The sequence below is a fragment of the Mesorhizobium sp. ANAO-SY3R2 genome (genome assembly GCF_042466635.1).
Classification (GTDB): Bacteria; Pseudomonadota; Alphaproteobacteria; order Rhizobiales; family Rhizobiaceae; genus Aminobacter.
Window position 1 is genome coordinate 171435 of sequence record NZ_CP159954.1, and the last position, 15204, is coordinate 186638.

The following is a 15204-nucleotide window of genomic DNA, read 5'->3' on the forward strand; positions in this document are numbered from 1 at the left end:
GTGGCTGTGGTTGATCAGTGGCCAGCCGAAGCGCCGTGAGCTTGGGAGCGCATATGCTCGGCGTCGACCAGCCAGCGGATGTCGCGCAGAATGTCGGCACGTTCGGCATCCGACCACGGATGCAGGTCATGCAGTTCAAGTCTCTTGAGCGCCAGAAATGCGAGAATGGCACCGCCAGGATTTTCCGCCGTATCCGTGACCGAGACAATCATTCGCGCATGGACCTCTTCGATGAGGCCACGCGCTTCGCCATCCTGGGCGAGAGCAGCAACAAGATCGACCGCGACGGCGCGGACATCGTCGCGATGCCGTTCGGCCGCCGCCGCAATAAGTCCGTTGATCGCGGCACTCGGAGCCGAGCGAAGCGGTACCGTCATCGCCCGGATACGCTCTTCTTCGATTTCCACACGCCGCCTTATGACGGCATCGATGAGTTGCTGCTTGGATTTGAACTCGTAGATGACGCTCGCCTTGCTGATCCCGGCCTCGGTCGCGACTGCATCAAGTGTCAGATGCACGGCGCCATCGCGGAAGACCACGCGCTCCGCCGTATCCAAAATGTCGCTCTGCTCGAATACCCTTGGGCGAGCCATACGTTCACGCACTACCTATAATTTCCGACTGGTGGCCGTTGTAGGTGCAGGGCAGCAGAGGTTTCAAATCACCAAAGTTCACCAAATCGTGTCCGGTGTCCCGATCCGGCGTTCGGCGCTGGCCTCGAACAGGCTTTCGTTCGAGAAAAATCGGCTCGAAGTTCACCCAGCCGGGTTTGGCTCAAGGTGTTCGATTCCCAACCCTATGTTGCCGGGATCGTCGGCCGCGCTCGCCGACAGCAAATGGCGCGACCAGATGAAGGCGAGCGGGCAATCGCCAACGCTAGCGGCCGCATGTCGGCTCGTCGCCGGCGGTTTTCCTGGCCGGTGCTGTCGCAAAGTTTTGCGCTGGACGGCCCTTCGGCTTTGCCTGCCTTGGTTTCAGGCGACGAGTTGGACGAACTGCTGAAACGGACGGAGTCCGGGCGCGAACTGGTCCTTTCTAATCATGTTCGCCAGCTCGATACCCGCGAGGGTCGCTTCCGCAGAAGCGAAGGATTTGAAGTCGAGCATCGGCCTGATCCGGCGCTTGATGAAGCGATGGTCCTGCTCGACCATGTTGTTGAGGTATTTCATCCGCAGAACCTCGATCGGGATCGGACAGCCGAAGCGTTTCAGCATTTTCCCGATCTCGTTTAGCCCTGCGGTATTGGCCCCACTCTTGTCGATGACGATTTTCCGCGGCAGGCCATTCACCTCGAGCGCCCGGGCAAAGAACCTGGTGGCTGCAGCCTTGTTTCGGCGCTTCGACAGCATGAAGTCCAGCGTCTTTCCGAACTTGTCGACCGCTCGATACAGGTAGACCCACTCACCTCGAACCCGAACGTAGGTCTCGTCCATCCTCCGGGATGCGTCGGTTGGCCGCTTGCGGCGGCGGGCCTCTTCGGCGATCAGCCCCGCATAACGGCTGACCCAGCGGTTCAAAGTGGCATGGTCCACCTCGACCCCACGCTCCGCAAGGATTTCCTCGAGATCTCGGTATGACACAGTGTAGCGCATGTAGAAGAACACGGCATGCAAGATGACATCCCGCGGGAACTGCGAGCCCTTGAACGAGATCACCGCTGCCACCTGCCGTCGTGAACCTATATCGAAGATCAGCCTACAGGCTCAAACCCGTCAACAGCCGAAACTTTGCGACAAAGCCGCCTGCCTTCCCCTCCTCCAGAACAACTCGGCCTGCGAACGTCAGCGACGACGGCGAGACGTTCCACTGCCTGTCGTCTCGGCATGAACGGTCGCCGTCTTGCTGCGCCGCATGACAAAGCCCCCGATCGTTGCGCCGTCCGGGCCTTCGAGCCACGCCTTGTTGATGCAGAAACCGCAGCCGTTCAACGATGCGCCTGTTCAGCTACAACAGCTCGACCCCTCGTCAAGGCTGTCGACAGCGAACTCCGATCAGAAAGCGCGTTCCACACTTGCCCAGCGCTGCGCCACGGCCAGCCCATCCGCCCCCCGCGCCCGGCCGGCGCCGCCCCGGTCACGACCTTTCAACCCCTTGATTCCCCTGGCCAAAAGCCCACATCCCAAAGCGATTGCGCCCTTTGCTTGGCCCAGCCGGACGGCCCCGCTCCGGCCATCTCACTTTCGATAACACGTCCTTATCAATATCGATGGATTCCAGCGCCAAAACGGCTAGACTGCGGCCCAGTCACCGCCGCCGCCAGCCCCAGGAAACCACCACCATGCCCCGCCTGCCGCGCCGTTCGAATGCCGAAGCCGAGGCCCAGGAGGCCATCGGGCGCCGCGCCGAAGCGCTTGACGCCCTCGATGCCGTGCTGCCCTTCGACCGCCGCACCCAGCTCGCCACCGGCCTCAGCGACGACGACGTTGCGACGCTGCGCCACCTCGCCGGGGCCGGCATCGGCGCCAACTCGCTGCGCGCGCTTGCGTCCGACCTGTTCTACCTCGAGACCTGGTGCGAGGCGGCCACCGGGACGGCGCTGCCGTGGCCGGCGCCGGAGGCGCTGCTTTTGAAGTTCGTCGCCCATCATCTGTGGGATCCCGCCCAGCGCGCCGCCGATCCGGGCCACGGCATGCCCGATCCCGTGATGGCCGAGCTCACCGCCCGCAAGGTGTTGCGGACGGCCAAGACCCCGCCCGCCCCGGCAACCGTCCGGCGCAAGCTGTCGAGCTGGGCGACGCTGACGCGCTGGCGCGGGCTCACCGGCGCCTTCGACGCCCCCGGCCTCAAAAGCGCCGTCCGGCTCGCCGTGCGCGCCACAGCCCGGCCGCGCCGGCGCAAGAGCGAAAAGGCCGTCACCGCCGACATCCTCGCCGCAGTGCTTGCGACCTGCAGTTCCGGCAGCCTGAGCGACTGCCGCGACCGCGCCCTGCTGCTCACCGCCTTCGCCTCGGGTGGCCGCCGCCGCAGCGAGATGTCGGCGCTGCGCCTCGAACAGCTGGTCGAACAGGATCCGGTGCCGGCCGACCCGCTGGACCCCAGGGGCGAACAACTGCCCTGCCTGCTGATCAAGCTCGGCCGCACCAAGACCACCGATGCCGACCTTGGCGCCCAGGTGCTGCTGATCGGCCGTCCCGTCGCCGCGCTTCAGGCCTGGATCGCCCGCGCCGGCATCGCCGAAGGGCCGGTCTTCCGCGCCATCGACCGCTGGGGCCACCTCCAGCGCCGCGCCCTGACCGCGCAGGCGGTCAACCTGATCCTCAAGCGCCGCATCGCCGAGGCCGGGCTCGACCCGGAGCAATTCTCGGCCCATGGCCTGCGCTCGGGCTATCTCACCGAAGCCGGCCGCCGCGGCATCCCGCTGCTCGACGCCATGCAGCAGTCGCAGCACCGCTCGCTTGCCCAGGCCGCCCGCTACTACAACGACGCCGAACGCAAGCTCGGCAAGGCCGCACGGGTCATCGTCTGAGACGGGCATGGAGGTTCCGCACAGCTTTGGGACGCCCTGCCCAGGATCGGGATTTGGTGCGGGTCACAAGCGCCCCCGAATGGGCTAGTTTGCCTTGGCGATGAGCAGCCGGCACGGGGCAACTGCGGTTCAAATGCAATCTGGTTCTTCGGTTCGGCAATCGACGACAAACATGCCCCGCCGTGGGTCGACCCTTCGACGCCAGCTGCTGGCAAGCCCTGCTTGTCGCCCTTGCAGCCTGGTGTACGCCCCCGAAAATCGGAATCGATTTTTGGAAAGGATCATGCACAGGTTCAACATTTTACAGCGCCCCTCGAACCCAGAGCAGCATCATGACCGCTACCGGTGAGCCGCAGCCACTCTCGCTGACCGAGGCGATCATTCCGGTCGCCGCCCTGATCGTGCTGGTGGGCCTGTCATACTATCTCTTCGGCGACACCGGCTCTTCCGGCCCCAACCAGGTCGCGCTCGTCGTCGCCACGATGATCGCCGTGCTGGTCGCGAGGCGCCGCGGCTACGGCCTGGCCGAACTCGGCGAGGCGGCCGCCGCCAGCGTCAGTTCCGGCATCGGCGCGATCTTCATCCTGTTTGCCGTCGGCGCACTCATCGGCACCTGGGCGCTCAGCGGTACGCTGGTTGCCATGGTCTATTACGGCATCATGCTGCTCGACCCGAATTACTTCTACGTCACCGCCACCGCGATCTGCGCGGCCGTATCCTTCGGCATCGGCAGTTCGTGGACGGTCGTCGGCACCATCGGCATCGGCCTGATGGGCATTTCCGCCAATATGGGCCTCGATCCGGCGATCACGGCCGCCGCGGTGATTTCAGGCGCCTATTTCGGCGACACGACCTCGCCGCTGTCCGACTCCGCCAACCTCGCGGCCGGCTCGGCCGACGCCAATCTCTACGACCACATCAAGGAGACCATGCTGACCTCGTCGGCGGCATTGGCGATAGCGCTCGCCGTTTTCTGGTTCTTCGGCCAGCACGGCAGCTTCGACGCGACCGACAAGGCCGACGCGATCGCGCGGGCCTTCCACATTTCGCCGTGGCTGTTCCTGCCGCTGTTCGTGGTGATCGGCCTTGCGCTGTTCAAGCTTCCGCCCTTCACCACCATCTTCATCGGCGCGCTGGCCGGCGGCATCATGGCCGTCATCATGGCGCCCGACCGTGTCCTGGTGTTCGCCAAGGCCGATGCATCGGTGCCGACCGCCCTTGCCTTGCTCAAGGGCGTGTGGCAGGCGCTAGCCAGCGGCTATGTCTCGTCCACAGGCGTGCCCGCGCTCGACATGCTCGTCACCCGCGGCGGCATGAGCAGCATGCTGAACACGATCTGGCTGGTCATCACCGCGTTTGCTTTCGGCGGCGTCGTCGAAAAGGTCGGCATCCTCGAGAGGCTGATCACACCGGTCATCTCGCTGGCCAAATCCATCGGCAGCCTGGTTGCTGCCCTGGTCGGGGCGGTGCTGGCGACCAACATCGCCACGGCCGACCAGTACCTGGCCGTCGTCCTGCCGGGGCGCATGTTCAAGAACGAGTTCGAAAGGCGCGGGCTGGCGCCGGTCGTCCTGTCGCGCTCCATCGGCGCCTCCGCCACGCCGAGTTCGGCACTCATCCCATGGAACAGCTGCGGCGCCTATATGACCGCCACCCTCGGCGTGTCGACCTTCAGCTATTTCCCCTATGCCGTGTTCAATTTCGCCAGTCCCGTGCTGACGGTGGCCGCCGCGATGCTCGGCATTCGCCTGATGCGCTCCACGCGGCAGGCAATTTGACCGATCAGCCCCAGGAAAGCTGGTTTTTCGGCAGCCGGCCGCTTGGGTCGATGACCGTGACCTTGTAGGGCCGTACAGCCGCCCAGTGCCAAAGGACCAGATTGTGGTCACCCGCATCGGCGCCCGGCGCGAAGCTCGGCACCAATATGCCGGCCGCACCGTCAGCGACCAGCCGGTCGTGGATCGCCCACGAAGGCGGGCGCTGGCCATCGGCCAGCAAGCCCATCCAGCCGCAGGCCATGTCGTCGGAACTTATGCCGGCGGCGTCGCTGCCTTCCGACGTCCTGAGGTCGACGATGTCGTCGCAATCGACCTCGTAGGAGCACAGCACGCAAGGGTCGATGCGGTGGGCGAAACCCTGGTTGGCTTCCTTCACCGCCGTCATGACGCCAAGCGCCAGGTAGAGCGCCGGCACACCCTTGGGATTGAAGCGCGCGCCGCGGATCGCCGCCCCCTCGCCCGACAGCGGCAGGAACGACCAACGCGGATCATGGGCGCGAAAGCAGGTCGCCGTGAACCTCAAGCAAAGCCACCGACGGCGAGGTGGTCGAGATAGTCGCGTACGGCACCGGCCTTGCCGTCCTTGACCAGCGCCTCGGCCGTCCTGCCGCCGAAAGCCGGGATCGGCTGCGCCCGGTACCAGGCCATCGCCTGCTCCTTGCCGCCAGCCCATTCGGAAACCCGGCTGATGATCTCCAGCATCTCGCGCACCCGCGCCTGCGTCTTCAGCGTGCGCACCCGTGCCGCCTTGTAGAGCGACTCCCGTGCAAGCCCCACGGTCTCGGCAAGCTGGGTCTTGGACATGCCGAAACTGTCGGCGACGCGATCGACCGCGATCCGACCCGAACCGTCCATGAAGGTCAGCACGAGAGCCTTATCGCCCACGCCCAAGGGCTGTACCGACTTCTTTGCAAGCGCTGCCACTGCCTTATCCTTCAACCCATTTCTGCGGCATAATATAGGACTTCTTTGCCAGACGGCAATCCGGGAATGGTCAGAATCACCCTCAGCTTTGGGACGAATTGTACAATCTCGGGATTCCACGCCGATCACAGCGGAATCCCGATCGGCTATGTCTCTCTGGGGACGTCGGCAGCATTTTCAGGCTCGCCGCGCAGCCAATGCACAGCTTTCTGGCAAAGAGGTTTGACCACATGAGAAAAATCATACTGGCGATCGCGGCCGTTGCCGCTGTTTCGGCCTGCACCACCACCGAGCGCGATGTCGGCACCGGTGCGGCGGTCGGTGCTGCCACGGGTGCAGCGGTCCACGGCACCGCCGAAGGTGCGATGGTCGGTGCCGCGGTCGGCGCGACCACCGGCCTGCTCGTGCGCAACCTGCGCAACGGTTATTGCCAGTACCGCAATCCACGCACCGGCCACATCTACACCGCGCGCTGCTGATCCTTCTGGCCTCTCGCATCCGCGCAGCGTCCGCCAGGCGACCATCGGTCTTCTGGTATCGCTGCGCACCTCGCGCCGAAAATCGGAAACGACTTTCGGTCGGCAAGATGTACGACTTCCAAGGCTTCGGCCGCCGTCTACAGGCTGCGGTCTGATCGCCTCCCCTCCCCGACCCGAGATCCGGATCGGGTTCGCAGCCCCACCTGCCGCTGGCCCGCAAAGCCGGCAGCAGCGGGCCCAGGCTGGCCGGCTGACATTCCGCCCCCCGCGCGTCATCCGGCCTTGGCCTGGGCCCCTCCCCTGCCGCGCAGCAGCGCCATCAGCACCGGCCCGATCGAGAAGTCGCCGGCTTTGGCCTTGGCCGTCAGGCTGCGCAGATAGCCGCCGGGGCTCGAAATCGCCTCGCCCTTCTGCAGCATCGCCGCCACCATGATCGCGGCATCGACCGCCCCCATCGCCTCGCAGGCCTGGTTCCACGCGTCAGGGCTTACGCCAAGCGCGCCACGCACCAGATTGGCCGTTTCCACCAGCTCGCCCCAGCCGGAAATGCCGTTGCGAGCATAGTCGGCAATGTCGGGGCAGGCGCGCAGCACCATGCCAAGCGGATATCCCGTCGGCGGCAGGCTCCTGGTTTCCAGTTTTATCGCAACGGTCGCGCCCTGGTCTTCTTCGAGGCCGGGTTCAAGTTCATGAGGGTGTGTATTTGAATTCTGTATGTGGCGCTCGAAATGAGACTCATTGGCGCTTGTTTCTTCAGAATTAACGTGACTTTCCAGGGCCTTGCGCACCTCCTGGGCAAGCACGGCAAGCTCCTGGGCGATCGGCTCGAGCTCGAGGCGGCTGGCGGTGCGCGGAATCTGCGAAGCGATCTCGCGATACTCCAGATGCAGGCGCTGCCAGTCGGCGGCAATGCCCTCCTCGAGGCCGAAGGCGATCATCTTGGCGATGTCGCGGCGCAGGATGGTGATGCGCTCGCGCACCAGCAACAAGGCCCGCCGCTCGGCCCTGACGGCCTCCGCCATGCGCTCGAATTCTGCAGCCCGCGCCAAAAGCGGCGTCAGGTCGAAGCCGAAGGCCTGCTCGATGGCGCCGTCAAAGCCCTTGCGGGCATAACGCTTGCCATTGGGGCTGTCGCGGCGGACGACGAGGCCGCAGTCGACCAACACGCTAAGATGCCGCCGCAGCGTCGCCGGCGCCATGCCGTGCGCCCGCAGTGCCAGCTGCGCATTGGAGGGAAATACCACCAGCCCCTCCCCTGCCACGAGATCACTGTCGGGGTGGAAGCTCAACAGTGCGTTGAGCACTGCAAGCGCGCGATCGCTCGCCCCCAGCAGTCCCTTGGCCTCGCAGACGGCGCGAAACACCTGCCACTTGTTGGCGCTGGCGCCAGGCGCGCAGCCGCCCGCCGCCATCTGCCCCGCCACCATGGCAAGCGACAGCGGCCGCCGCCCAAAGGGCGTCGTCGAAATATGCTCGATCATCCTCGTTTACCTCACTGGGAGGCAAGCCCAAGGCATTCCGGAACGCGTCCAGTTCTTGACAAGTCGGTCCGAAAATGATTCTCTCACAATTGCTACATTGATGAGGGCTTCCGGAATGGCGACGTTTCGGGGGCCTTTTTCTTGCCGGTTATCCTTCTATCTCAGTCCTCTACGCCTCTGGTACTCACGCACGACGCTCCACATTCGCGGGGTGCAGCATGCACCCGATTCGCGGGGGTGTGGAAAAACCTAATTGTTCCCGGCCGCATCTCCGCGGCCCTGGTTGAACCTTTCCAGCAGCTTGGGCAGCTCTTCTCCGAGAAAATCCTCGAACCCTTCGCCGAATTTTTCCACGAAATCGATGCGTGCCTTGCCCTTGGAGAGGCTCAGGCGCGCCATCGCCCTGCCCTGCCGGTCCTGGATCTCACGAGCGCCGTCAACCGTGACGATTTTGCGCTGCAGCCGGGCGAACAGCAGGTTGAAGCGCGCGTCACTCGCCGCCTCGCGGAACCGCGCACTGGTGACCTCGTCGTCGGCCTTGACGCGGGCGGCCTCGCTCTTGAGCAGATCGGCCAGCGCCATCCAGCGCGGGCGGCCGATCTTGGGAGCGGCGCCGATGGCGCGCACGATGTGCTCGGGCACCGCCTCGGCGACCTGCAGGAAGCGCGTCATCTCAGCCTTGTGCAGGGAGAGCGCGTCCTGGACGACACCGCGCTCAAAGCCGCGGCCGATCAGCTCGTGGGCAAACAGCGCGCGTTCGATAAAGGAAAGGTCGCGGCGCTCGCTGTTTTCCTTGCCCTGGGCCAGCACCAGCTCGATGTCGGAGAGCGGCCGCACGATCGCCAGCACCGGAACGCCGAGCCGGCTCGCCGCGCGCACGCGACGATGGCCGTAAGCCGTCTGGTAGCGGCCGGGCTTGTCGGGATGCGGCCTGAGCAGCACCGGCACCTGCTGGCCGGTCGCCTCGACACTGGCCACCAGCGCCTCGAAGTCCTCGTCCGGGCCGCCATGGTCGAGCCGATCGGTGACGAACGACGCCTCGACAAGCGCGGTGTCGATCTTGGTCACGCGCTCGGCGCTGTCGAGGCTCTCCTTGAGCCGCCGCGCTTCCTCGATTTCCTTGGACAAGCCGCCGAGCGAAAGCCCCATCGCTTTCACCGCACCGGAGGCGCTGCGCGGCCGCGACTGCGGATCGGCTTCCACCGGCTTTGCGGGCGCCGGATCGACTGAGGGTGCCGCCGGCACGGCCACCGGATCGAACAGGGCCCTGAGCTGGTTCTTGCGGTTCTGTGACATCGCCGCCTCCCTCAGCCCGCCCGGTTCCAGGCCTTGAGCATCAGGCCCTCGATCTCGCCGTTGACAGCTGTCAACGATTCCATGGCGCGGTCGTAGGTGGCGCGGCTGAAGCTTTCGCGCGCCACTTCATACAGCGTCTGCTTGGTCAGGCCGGCATCGGAAAACGCGGTCGACTTGACCAGCGGCGCCGTCAGCACCCGGTCGCCGAACAGCGAGCGCAGGAAGCCGACGATCTGCGTCTGGGGGCCGTCATTGGGCTCGTAGCGGGTGATCAGGTAGCGCATGAAATCGAAATTGAGCTCGCCGCCGGCCTCACGCACCACCGAAAGGAGATCGGCGGTCATGAACAGGAACTGGCTCATCGAGGCGACGTCGAGCATCTGCGGGTGGATGGTCACCAGCACCGAAGTTGCCGCGCACAACGCCGACAGGGTCAGGAAACCGAGCTGCGGCGGGCAGTCCATGACGACGACGTCGTAGTCGTCGGCCACCGTTTGCAGCGCTTCCTGAACACGGGCGAAGAACATCGCCTTGCCGTCGCCGGCCTGGCGTGCTGCCAGCATCTGCGGGGTGGTGTGCTCGAATTCCTGCAGCTCGAGATTTCCCGGAATCAGGTCGAGCCCGTCGAAATAGGTCCGGCGAATGATGTCGGTGAGCGGCCGCCGCTCGTCGTCATAGCGGATCGCGCCATAGAGCGTGTCGTTCCCGTCGAGGTCGAGCTCCGGCTGATAGCCGAACAGCGCCGACATCGACGCCTGGGGATCGAGGTCGATGGCCAGCACGCGGTAGCCGGCAAGCGCCAGATGCTGGGCCAGATGGGTGCTGGTCGTGGTCTTGCCCGAACCGCCCTTGAAGTTGGTGACGGCGATAACCTGCAAATGCTCGCCGCGTGCCTCGTCGCGGCGCGGCAGATAGTGGCGCCCCTTGGCCGGATTCTGCTCGGCGAGATGGCGGCGCAGCGCGTTGATGTCGTCGAGGGCATAGTAGCGGCGCCCCCCTGCCCCGGTCTCGGGCTGCGGTCCCTCGCCGGCGATCGAAAGCTGGCGCAGATAGCCGTCGGAGACACCGATCAGGCGCGCCGCCTCACCACTCGAAAACTTGCGCAGCACCTTCTTCGAGGTCGGCGAGAACAGCCGGTCACGCATCGCCTGAAGCTGCGCCGACAGCATCTCGGCATCGCGGGCAATGGCGCGGTCGGTGGCTACCGCCTCCGCCTCCTCGCTCATGTTGTCCGCCTGGGTTTGAAGTGCCGCTACCAAGTCTTTAGTCCCCTCTCGGCGGCGGGCAGGTGCTTTCGCGACATGCCTCATACGCCTTGCTACGGTTTATGCGCCGATTCGCCGCGGAATCCGAATCCTGGGTTACGCCTTCGCAAGTTTTTACGAAACGCAGCGTGGATAACGGATCGATGAAGCGGTTACGCCGGACGCATCGAAATACGATGATTTGCCGTAACAGGGTGCTGGAGCGCACGAGTTGAGTCAACTTATTTATAGTTAACGCAAATTAACCATTGTGACGGTGACGAAACGAGTCGTTGGCCAGATCGTTTCGGCACTGGAGTGCGTTGACAGCTGTCAACCGGCGCGGCGATAGCCCCGCCGGACCTTGGCCCTGGCCAGCCGACGAAACGCCTCCTGTGCGGCAGCGACGTCGGCGAACAGGTCGAGCCGGCGCCGGCCGCGGGTGCCGATGCGTCCCCATTCGCGCACCAGCACGGCATCGCCGAACAGCGATGGTTCGACCGACAGGCAATAGAACCGCGCCATGTTGCGGGCGGCGTCGCGGCGCTGAAGATGCAGGACGGAGGATGCGATTTCCATGCCTTGAAGAATCGCGCGCGGGGAAACCGCCGTCCAATGAAAGTCCTGAATCGATCAGCCCGCACCGATTCATCGCGGCGATCGAAAGACCGCCCACAGCCGCTTTGCACATTACGGTATGACGGCTGGCCATTTTCGCTTGCAAGATCATCGCGCTCATTATCTCCTGCCGAACGAACGGCGGCCTCCAGAGGCAGGCCGCCAAAACGGCTGAGATTCCCGGAGAGTGCCATGAGCGAGACCTTCACCGCCCTGATGATCGATGATGTCGAGGGCAAGCCGCGCGCAGGCTTCCGCGAGATCACCAAGGCCGACCTGCCTGATAACGACGTGCTGGTCGAGGTCAGCTATTCGAGCCTCAACTACAAGGACGGCCTCGCCGTGTCGGGCACGGGCCGCATTGCGCGACGCCTGCCCATGGTCGCCGGCATCGACATCGCCGGCACCGTGGTCGAGTCTCGTTCACTGGCATGGAAGCCGGGTGACAAGGTGGTGGCCAATGGCTGGGGCATGTCCGAGACCGAATGGGGCGCCTATACGCGCTTCCAGCGGCTCAAGCCGGAATGGCTGATCCGCCTGCCCGACGCCTTCACCATGGAGCAGGCAATGGCGATCGGCACCGCCGGCTATACGGCAGCCCTTTGCGTCGATGCGCTCGAAAAATGGGCCGTCATCGAGCCCGGCAAGGGCGAGGTGCTGGTGACGGGTGCGGCCGGCGGCGTCGGCTCTACCGCCGTCAGCCTGCTGTCGTCCAAGGGCTACATTGTCGTCGCCTCGACCGGCCGTGCCGAAACGCACGACTATCTCAGTGGCCTGGGTGCCGCCTCCTTCATCGATCGCGCCGAACTCGCCGGCGACGTCAGGCCGTTGCAAAAGGAGCGCTGGAGCGGGGCCGTGGATTCAGTTGGTTCGAAGACGCTCGCCAATGTGCTGGCCCAGACCGTCTATGGCGGCGCGGTCGCGGCTTGCGGTCTTGCCGGCGGCGCCGACCTGCCGGCAACCGTGATGCCGCACATCCTGCGCAGCGTCGCCCTGATCGGCGTCGATTCCGTCTATGCGCCGCTGGCCAGGCGCCAGAAGGCCTGGCAGACGCTGGCCGACCATCTCGACCGCGACAAGCTCGCCGCAATGACCGAGGTCCACAAGATGAGCGAACTGCCAGAACTCGCCAACCGGATCCTGACCGGCGCCGTGCGCGGCCGTATCGTCATCGAAATCGGCTGAGGCGACCTTGCCCAGTTGATCCATCCAAGCGGCAAACCTTAACACCACAGCGGCCGGAGAGTTTCGGCATGCAATTCGCCTGCACGGCGACGAGGAGAGAACAATGGGACCAGCGGTCGATCCGGTTCCGGCAGGCGACACACAACCCGCGGCAGCCGATGTCGTCATTGTCGGCGGCGGCATCATTGGCGTCAGCACAGCGCTGTTTCTGGCGCAAATGGGCATCTCGGTGGTGCTGTGCGAGAAGGGCCACATCGCCGGCGAGCAGTCCAGCCGCAATTGGGGCTGGTGCCGTCGCATGGGCCGCGATCCACGCGAACTGCCGCTGATCGTCGAGGCGCTGAAGATCTGGGACGGCATCGAGCAATTGGTCGGCGAGGACGTTGGCTTCCGGCGCACTGGCATCCTCTATCTCTGCCAGGACGAAAAGGACGTCGCGCGCCACGGCGAGTGGATCAAAAGCGCCGGTGACTATGCGCTCGACACCGGAATAATCGAGGGCAGGGCCTTGGCCGAATTGTTGCCAGGTGCACAAAAAACCTTCCGGGCCGCGATGTACACGCCGAGCGACGGGCGCGCCGAGCCGCAGAAAGCGGCGCCGGCCGTTGCGCGTGCTGCCCAGCGAGCCGGTGCGCGCATCCTGACGCACTGCGCGGTGCGAGAGATCGAGACCGAGGGTGGCCGCATCGCGGGCGTCGTCACCGAGCATGGCACGATCCGGGCGAGCACTGTGGTGGTGGCCGGCGGCGCCTGGTCGAGCCGGCTGTGCCACCCGCTCGGCATCCGCCTGCCGCAGCTTGCCGTGCGCTCGTCGGTGATACGCACCGGCCCCGTCGCCGGCGGACCGGAAGGTGCTGCCTGGGGCAACGGCTTCGCCTATCGCAAGCGCCTTGATGGCGGCTACACCATCGCCGAGGGTATGGTGAGCTATCATCATCTCGTGCCTGATAGCTTCCGCTATTTCACCGACTTCCTGCCGATCCTGTCGAAGGAGTGGCGTTCGGTCGGGCTGCGCTTCGATCAGTTCATTCGCGGCCCGTGGGGTGTGGCACCCGGGCTGGACGGCGAACGAAGCGTCTATGAAAGGCACCGCACGCTGGACCCCGAGCCGGCGGTCGGCCTGCTGGAAAAAGCACGGGCCGAGATGGAACGAGTTTTCCCGCAGCTCAAGGGCGTGCCGGTGCTGCAGCGCTGGGCCGGTTTCATCGACACTACGCCCGACGCAGTGCCTGTGATCGCGCCGGTCAAGTCGCTGCCCGGCTTGGTGATCGCCACCGGCTTCTCCGGCCATGGCTTTGGCATCGGCCCGGCCGCCGGGCGGCTGACGGCCGACCTGGTAACGGGCGACGCACCTCTGGTCGACCCGACGCCCTTCCGCTACGAGCGCTTCATCGACGGCACCAGGCACCGTCCGACAACAGGGGTGTAGCGGCTTTTCGCGGAAATCGACGTTTGGCGCGGCCGTCGCGGCCGTGCTAAGTGGCTAGAAAGACTAAGGAATCGCAATGAAACCTCGCCTTATCGTGACGCGACGCTTGCCTGCAGCGGTGGAACGCACCCTCGCCGAACGCTTCGAGGCGACCTTCAACGAGACGGACACGCCGCTCACCCCGGCGAAGCTCAGCACGGCCTTCCGCGAGTACGACGCCATCCTACCGACCGTCAGCGACCGGCTATCGGCGTCCGTGTTTCCCGACGCCGGCATCCGCGTCAAGGTGATCGCCAACTACGGCGTCGGCTTCAGCCACATCGACACCGAGGCTGCGCGTCAGCACGGCATAGTGGTGACCAACACGCCTGATGTGCTGACCGACTGCACCGCCGACCTCGCCATGAGCCTGCTGCTTTCGGTGGCCCGCCGGGCAGGGGAGGGGGAGCGGCAATTGCGCGCCGGCCAATGGGCCAGTTGGGCGCCCACCCACATGATCGGCACCAAGGTGACCGGCAAGACGCTCGGCATCATCGGCATGGGCCGCATCGGCAAGGCGATGGCCAGGCGCGCCCATTTCGGCTTCGACATGGAGATCGTCTTCCACAACCGCTCGAAGGTCGACGACGCTGAGACCCGCGCGCTGGGCGCGCGCCAGCTGTCAACCATCGAGGACGTACTGCGGGAGGCCGACTTCGTCTCGCTGCACTGCCCGGGCGGAGCCGACAACAGGCACCTGATCAATGCCCAGCGCCTTTCAGCCATGAAGCCGGGCGCGTTCCTGATCAACACCGCGCGCGGCGACGTGGTCGACCAGCAGGCGCTGATTGAAGCCCTGCAAGCAGGCACGATCGCCGGAGCCGGCCTCGATGTCTACGAGAACGAGCCCGAGGTTCCCGCCGAGCTGATGGCGATGGAAAACGTCGCGCTGCTGCCGCACCTCGGCAGCGCCACGGAGGAAACCCGTGTCGCCATGGGCATGAAGGCAGTGGAGAACCTGACCGCCTTCTTCGAAGGCCGCGCCGTGCCCGACAGGGTGGTGTGACGGCTGCCGGTCTTCCGGCGCTGAGGATACCCATCAAGGTAGGGTAGGGCAGGGGGCAGTTGTGCGTCCAATCGGTCGCGCAAAGGACGCTCCCACACCTTGAATCCGCGTATCGTCTTGGCGAAAGTTACTTCCGACTTGCGCGCCGCTACGTCAGCTTCGCCGTCCAACACTGCACCCGTTGCCGATCTTGACGACAGTTTGAACGGGTACGGACTGCAGGATCCATCAGAGCGGCGCGGTCTTAAATGACCAGTGG

General features: G+C 65.3%; 14 protein-coding genes. 6 read left to right on the forward strand and 8 right to left on the reverse strand.

Annotated features, from left to right (window positions below):
• Positions 1-14 precede the first annotated feature (14 nt).
• Positions 15-593: a helix-turn-helix domain-containing protein gene (locus ABSY17_RS03625; protein WP_378942546.1), complete on the reverse strand. Its 579-nt coding sequence runs from the start codon at positions 591-593 to the stop codon at positions 15-17.
• Between the two features lie 381 nt (positions 594-974).
• Complete coding sequence (locus tag ABSY17_RS03630; RefSeq protein WP_378942448.1) at positions 975-1655, reverse strand: IS6 family transposase; 681 nt, start codon at positions 1653-1655, stop codon at positions 975-977.
• 623 nt (positions 1656-2278) lie between these two features.
• On the opposite strand from ABSY17_RS03630, the gene ABSY17_RS03635 reads away from it, so the two are divergent.
• Together ABSY17_RS03635 and ABSY17_RS03640 are read left to right on the forward strand one after the other, a co-directional pair.
• Complete coding sequence (locus ABSY17_RS03635; RefSeq protein WP_378942450.1) at positions 2279-3466, forward strand: site-specific integrase; 1188 nt, start codon at positions 2279-2281, stop codon at positions 3464-3466.
• A 332-nt stretch (positions 3467-3798) separates the two neighbouring features.
• Positions 3799-5244, forward strand: coding sequence for a Na+/H+ antiporter NhaC family protein (locus ABSY17_RS03640; RefSeq protein ID WP_378942452.1), 1446 nt, complete (start codon positions 3799-3801; stop codon positions 5242-5244).
• Positions 5245-5248: 4 nt separating this feature from the next.
• Here ABSY17_RS03640 and ABSY17_RS03645 read toward each other — a convergent pair whose 3' ends face one another.
• Both ABSY17_RS03645 and ABSY17_RS03650 read right to left on the reverse strand, forming a co-directional pair.
• Positions 5249-5767 carry an RES family NAD+ phosphorylase gene (locus tag ABSY17_RS03645; RefSeq protein ID WP_378942454.1) on the reverse strand — a complete coding sequence of 173 codons (519 nt, stop codon included), beginning with the start codon at positions 5765-5767 and terminating at the stop codon, positions 5249-5251.
• A complete protein-coding gene (locus ABSY17_RS03650) occupies positions 5764-6099 on the reverse strand; it encodes an antitoxin Xre/MbcA/ParS toxin-binding domain-containing protein (RefSeq protein ID WP_378942549.1) in 336 nt (111 codons plus the stop codon). Before ABSY17_RS03650 ends, ABSY17_RS03645 begins: the two co-directional genes overlap by 4 nt.
• 299 nt (positions 6100-6398) lie before the next feature.
• On the opposite strand from ABSY17_RS03650, the gene ABSY17_RS03655 reads away from it, so the two are divergent.
• Entirely contained in the window at positions 6399-6647 is a 249-nt protein-coding gene (locus ABSY17_RS03655) for a YMGG-like glycine zipper-containing protein (RefSeq protein ID WP_378942456.1), read from the forward strand.
• Between the two features lie 272 nt (positions 6648-6919).
• On the opposite strand, the gene repC is transcribed toward ABSY17_RS03655, so the two are convergent.
• From repC to ABSY17_RS03675, 4 genes are all read right to left on the reverse strand, one after another.
• Complete coding sequence (repC, locus tag ABSY17_RS03660) at positions 6920-8128, reverse strand: plasmid replication protein RepC (protein ID WP_378942459.1); 1209 nt, start codon at positions 8126-8128, stop codon at positions 6920-6922.
• A gap of 249 nt (positions 8129-8377) precedes the next feature.
• A complete protein-coding gene (repB, locus tag ABSY17_RS03665; protein ID WP_378942461.1) occupies positions 8378-9424 on the reverse strand; it encodes a plasmid partitioning protein RepB in 1047 nt (348 codons plus the stop codon).
• Between the two features lie 11 nt (positions 9425-9435).
• Positions 9436-10650: a plasmid partitioning protein RepA gene (gene repA / locus ABSY17_RS03670; RefSeq protein WP_378942463.1), complete on the reverse strand. Its 1215-nt coding sequence runs from the start codon at positions 10648-10650 to the stop codon at positions 9436-9438.
• Between the two features lie 351 nt (positions 10651-11001).
• Positions 11002-11247: a WGR domain-containing protein gene (locus ABSY17_RS03675; protein WP_378942466.1), complete on the reverse strand. Its 246-nt coding sequence runs from the start codon at positions 11245-11247 to the stop codon at positions 11002-11004.
• A gap of 231 nt (positions 11248-11478) precedes the next feature.
• Here ABSY17_RS03675 and ABSY17_RS03680 point away from each other — a divergent pair, with 231 nt between their 5' ends.
• The 3 genes from ABSY17_RS03680 to ABSY17_RS03690 all read left to right on the forward strand — a co-directional run bounded on the left by ABSY17_RS03680 (position 11479) and on the right by ABSY17_RS03690 (position 14945).
• Positions 11479-12471: an MDR family oxidoreductase gene (locus tag ABSY17_RS03680; protein WP_378942468.1), complete on the forward strand. Its 993-nt coding sequence runs from the start codon at positions 11479-11481 to the stop codon at positions 12469-12471.
• Between the two features lie 103 nt (positions 12472-12574).
• On the forward strand, positions 12575-13900 hold the full coding sequence (locus tag ABSY17_RS03685; protein ID WP_378942471.1) for an NAD(P)/FAD-dependent oxidoreductase: 1326 nt from the start codon (positions 12575-12577) through the stop codon (positions 13898-13900).
• Positions 13901-13976: 76 nt separating this feature from the next.
• A complete protein-coding gene (locus ABSY17_RS03690) occupies positions 13977-14945 on the forward strand; it encodes a 2-hydroxyacid dehydrogenase (protein ID WP_378942474.1) in 969 nt (322 codons plus the stop codon).
• Positions 14946-15204: the final 259 nt, after the last annotated feature.

Bases quoted from the DNA above. Each gene is read 5' to 3' on its own strand.
- repB (WP_378942461.1), bottom strand. From the start codon at position 9,424: ATGTCACAGAACCGCAAGAACCAGCTCAGGGCCCTGTTCGATCCGGTG.
- repA (WP_378942463.1), bottom strand. From the start codon at position 10,650: ATGAGCGAGGAGGCGGAGGCGGTAGCCACCGACCGCGCCATTGCCCGC.
- ABSY17_RS03690 (WP_378942474.1), top strand. From the start codon at position 13,977: ATGAAACCTCGCCTTATCGTGACGCGACGCTTGCCTGCAGCGGTGGAA.
- ABSY17_RS03685 (WP_378942471.1), top strand. From the start codon at position 12,575: ATGGGACCAGCGGTCGATCCGGTTCCGGCAGGCGACACACAACCCGCG.
- ABSY17_RS03680 (WP_378942468.1), top strand. From the start codon at position 11,479: ATGAGCGAGACCTTCACCGCCCTGATGATCGATGATGTCGAGGGCAAG.
- ABSY17_RS03650 (WP_378942549.1), bottom strand. From the start codon at position 6,099: ATGGACGGTTCGGGTCGGATCGCGGTCGATCGCGTCGCCGACAGTTTC.
- repC (WP_378942459.1), bottom strand. From the start codon at position 8,128: ATGATCGAGCATATTTCGACGACGCCCTTTGGGCGGCGGCCGCTGTCG.
- ABSY17_RS03655 (WP_378942456.1), top strand. From the start codon at position 6,399: ATGAGAAAAATCATACTGGCGATCGCGGCCGTTGCCGCTGTTTCGGCC.
- ABSY17_RS03625 (WP_378942546.1), bottom strand. From the start codon at position 593: ATGGCTCGCCCAAGGGTATTCGAGCAGAGCGACATTTTGGATACGGCG.
- ABSY17_RS03635 (WP_378942450.1), top strand. From the start codon at position 2,279: ATGCCCCGCCTGCCGCGCCGTTCGAATGCCGAAGCCGAGGCCCAGGAG.
- ABSY17_RS03675 (WP_378942466.1), bottom strand. From the start codon at position 11,247: ATGGAAATCGCATCCTCCGTCCTGCATCTTCAGCGCCGCGACGCCGCC.
- ABSY17_RS03640 (WP_378942452.1), top strand. From the start codon at position 3,799: ATGACCGCTACCGGTGAGCCGCAGCCACTCTCGCTGACCGAGGCGATC.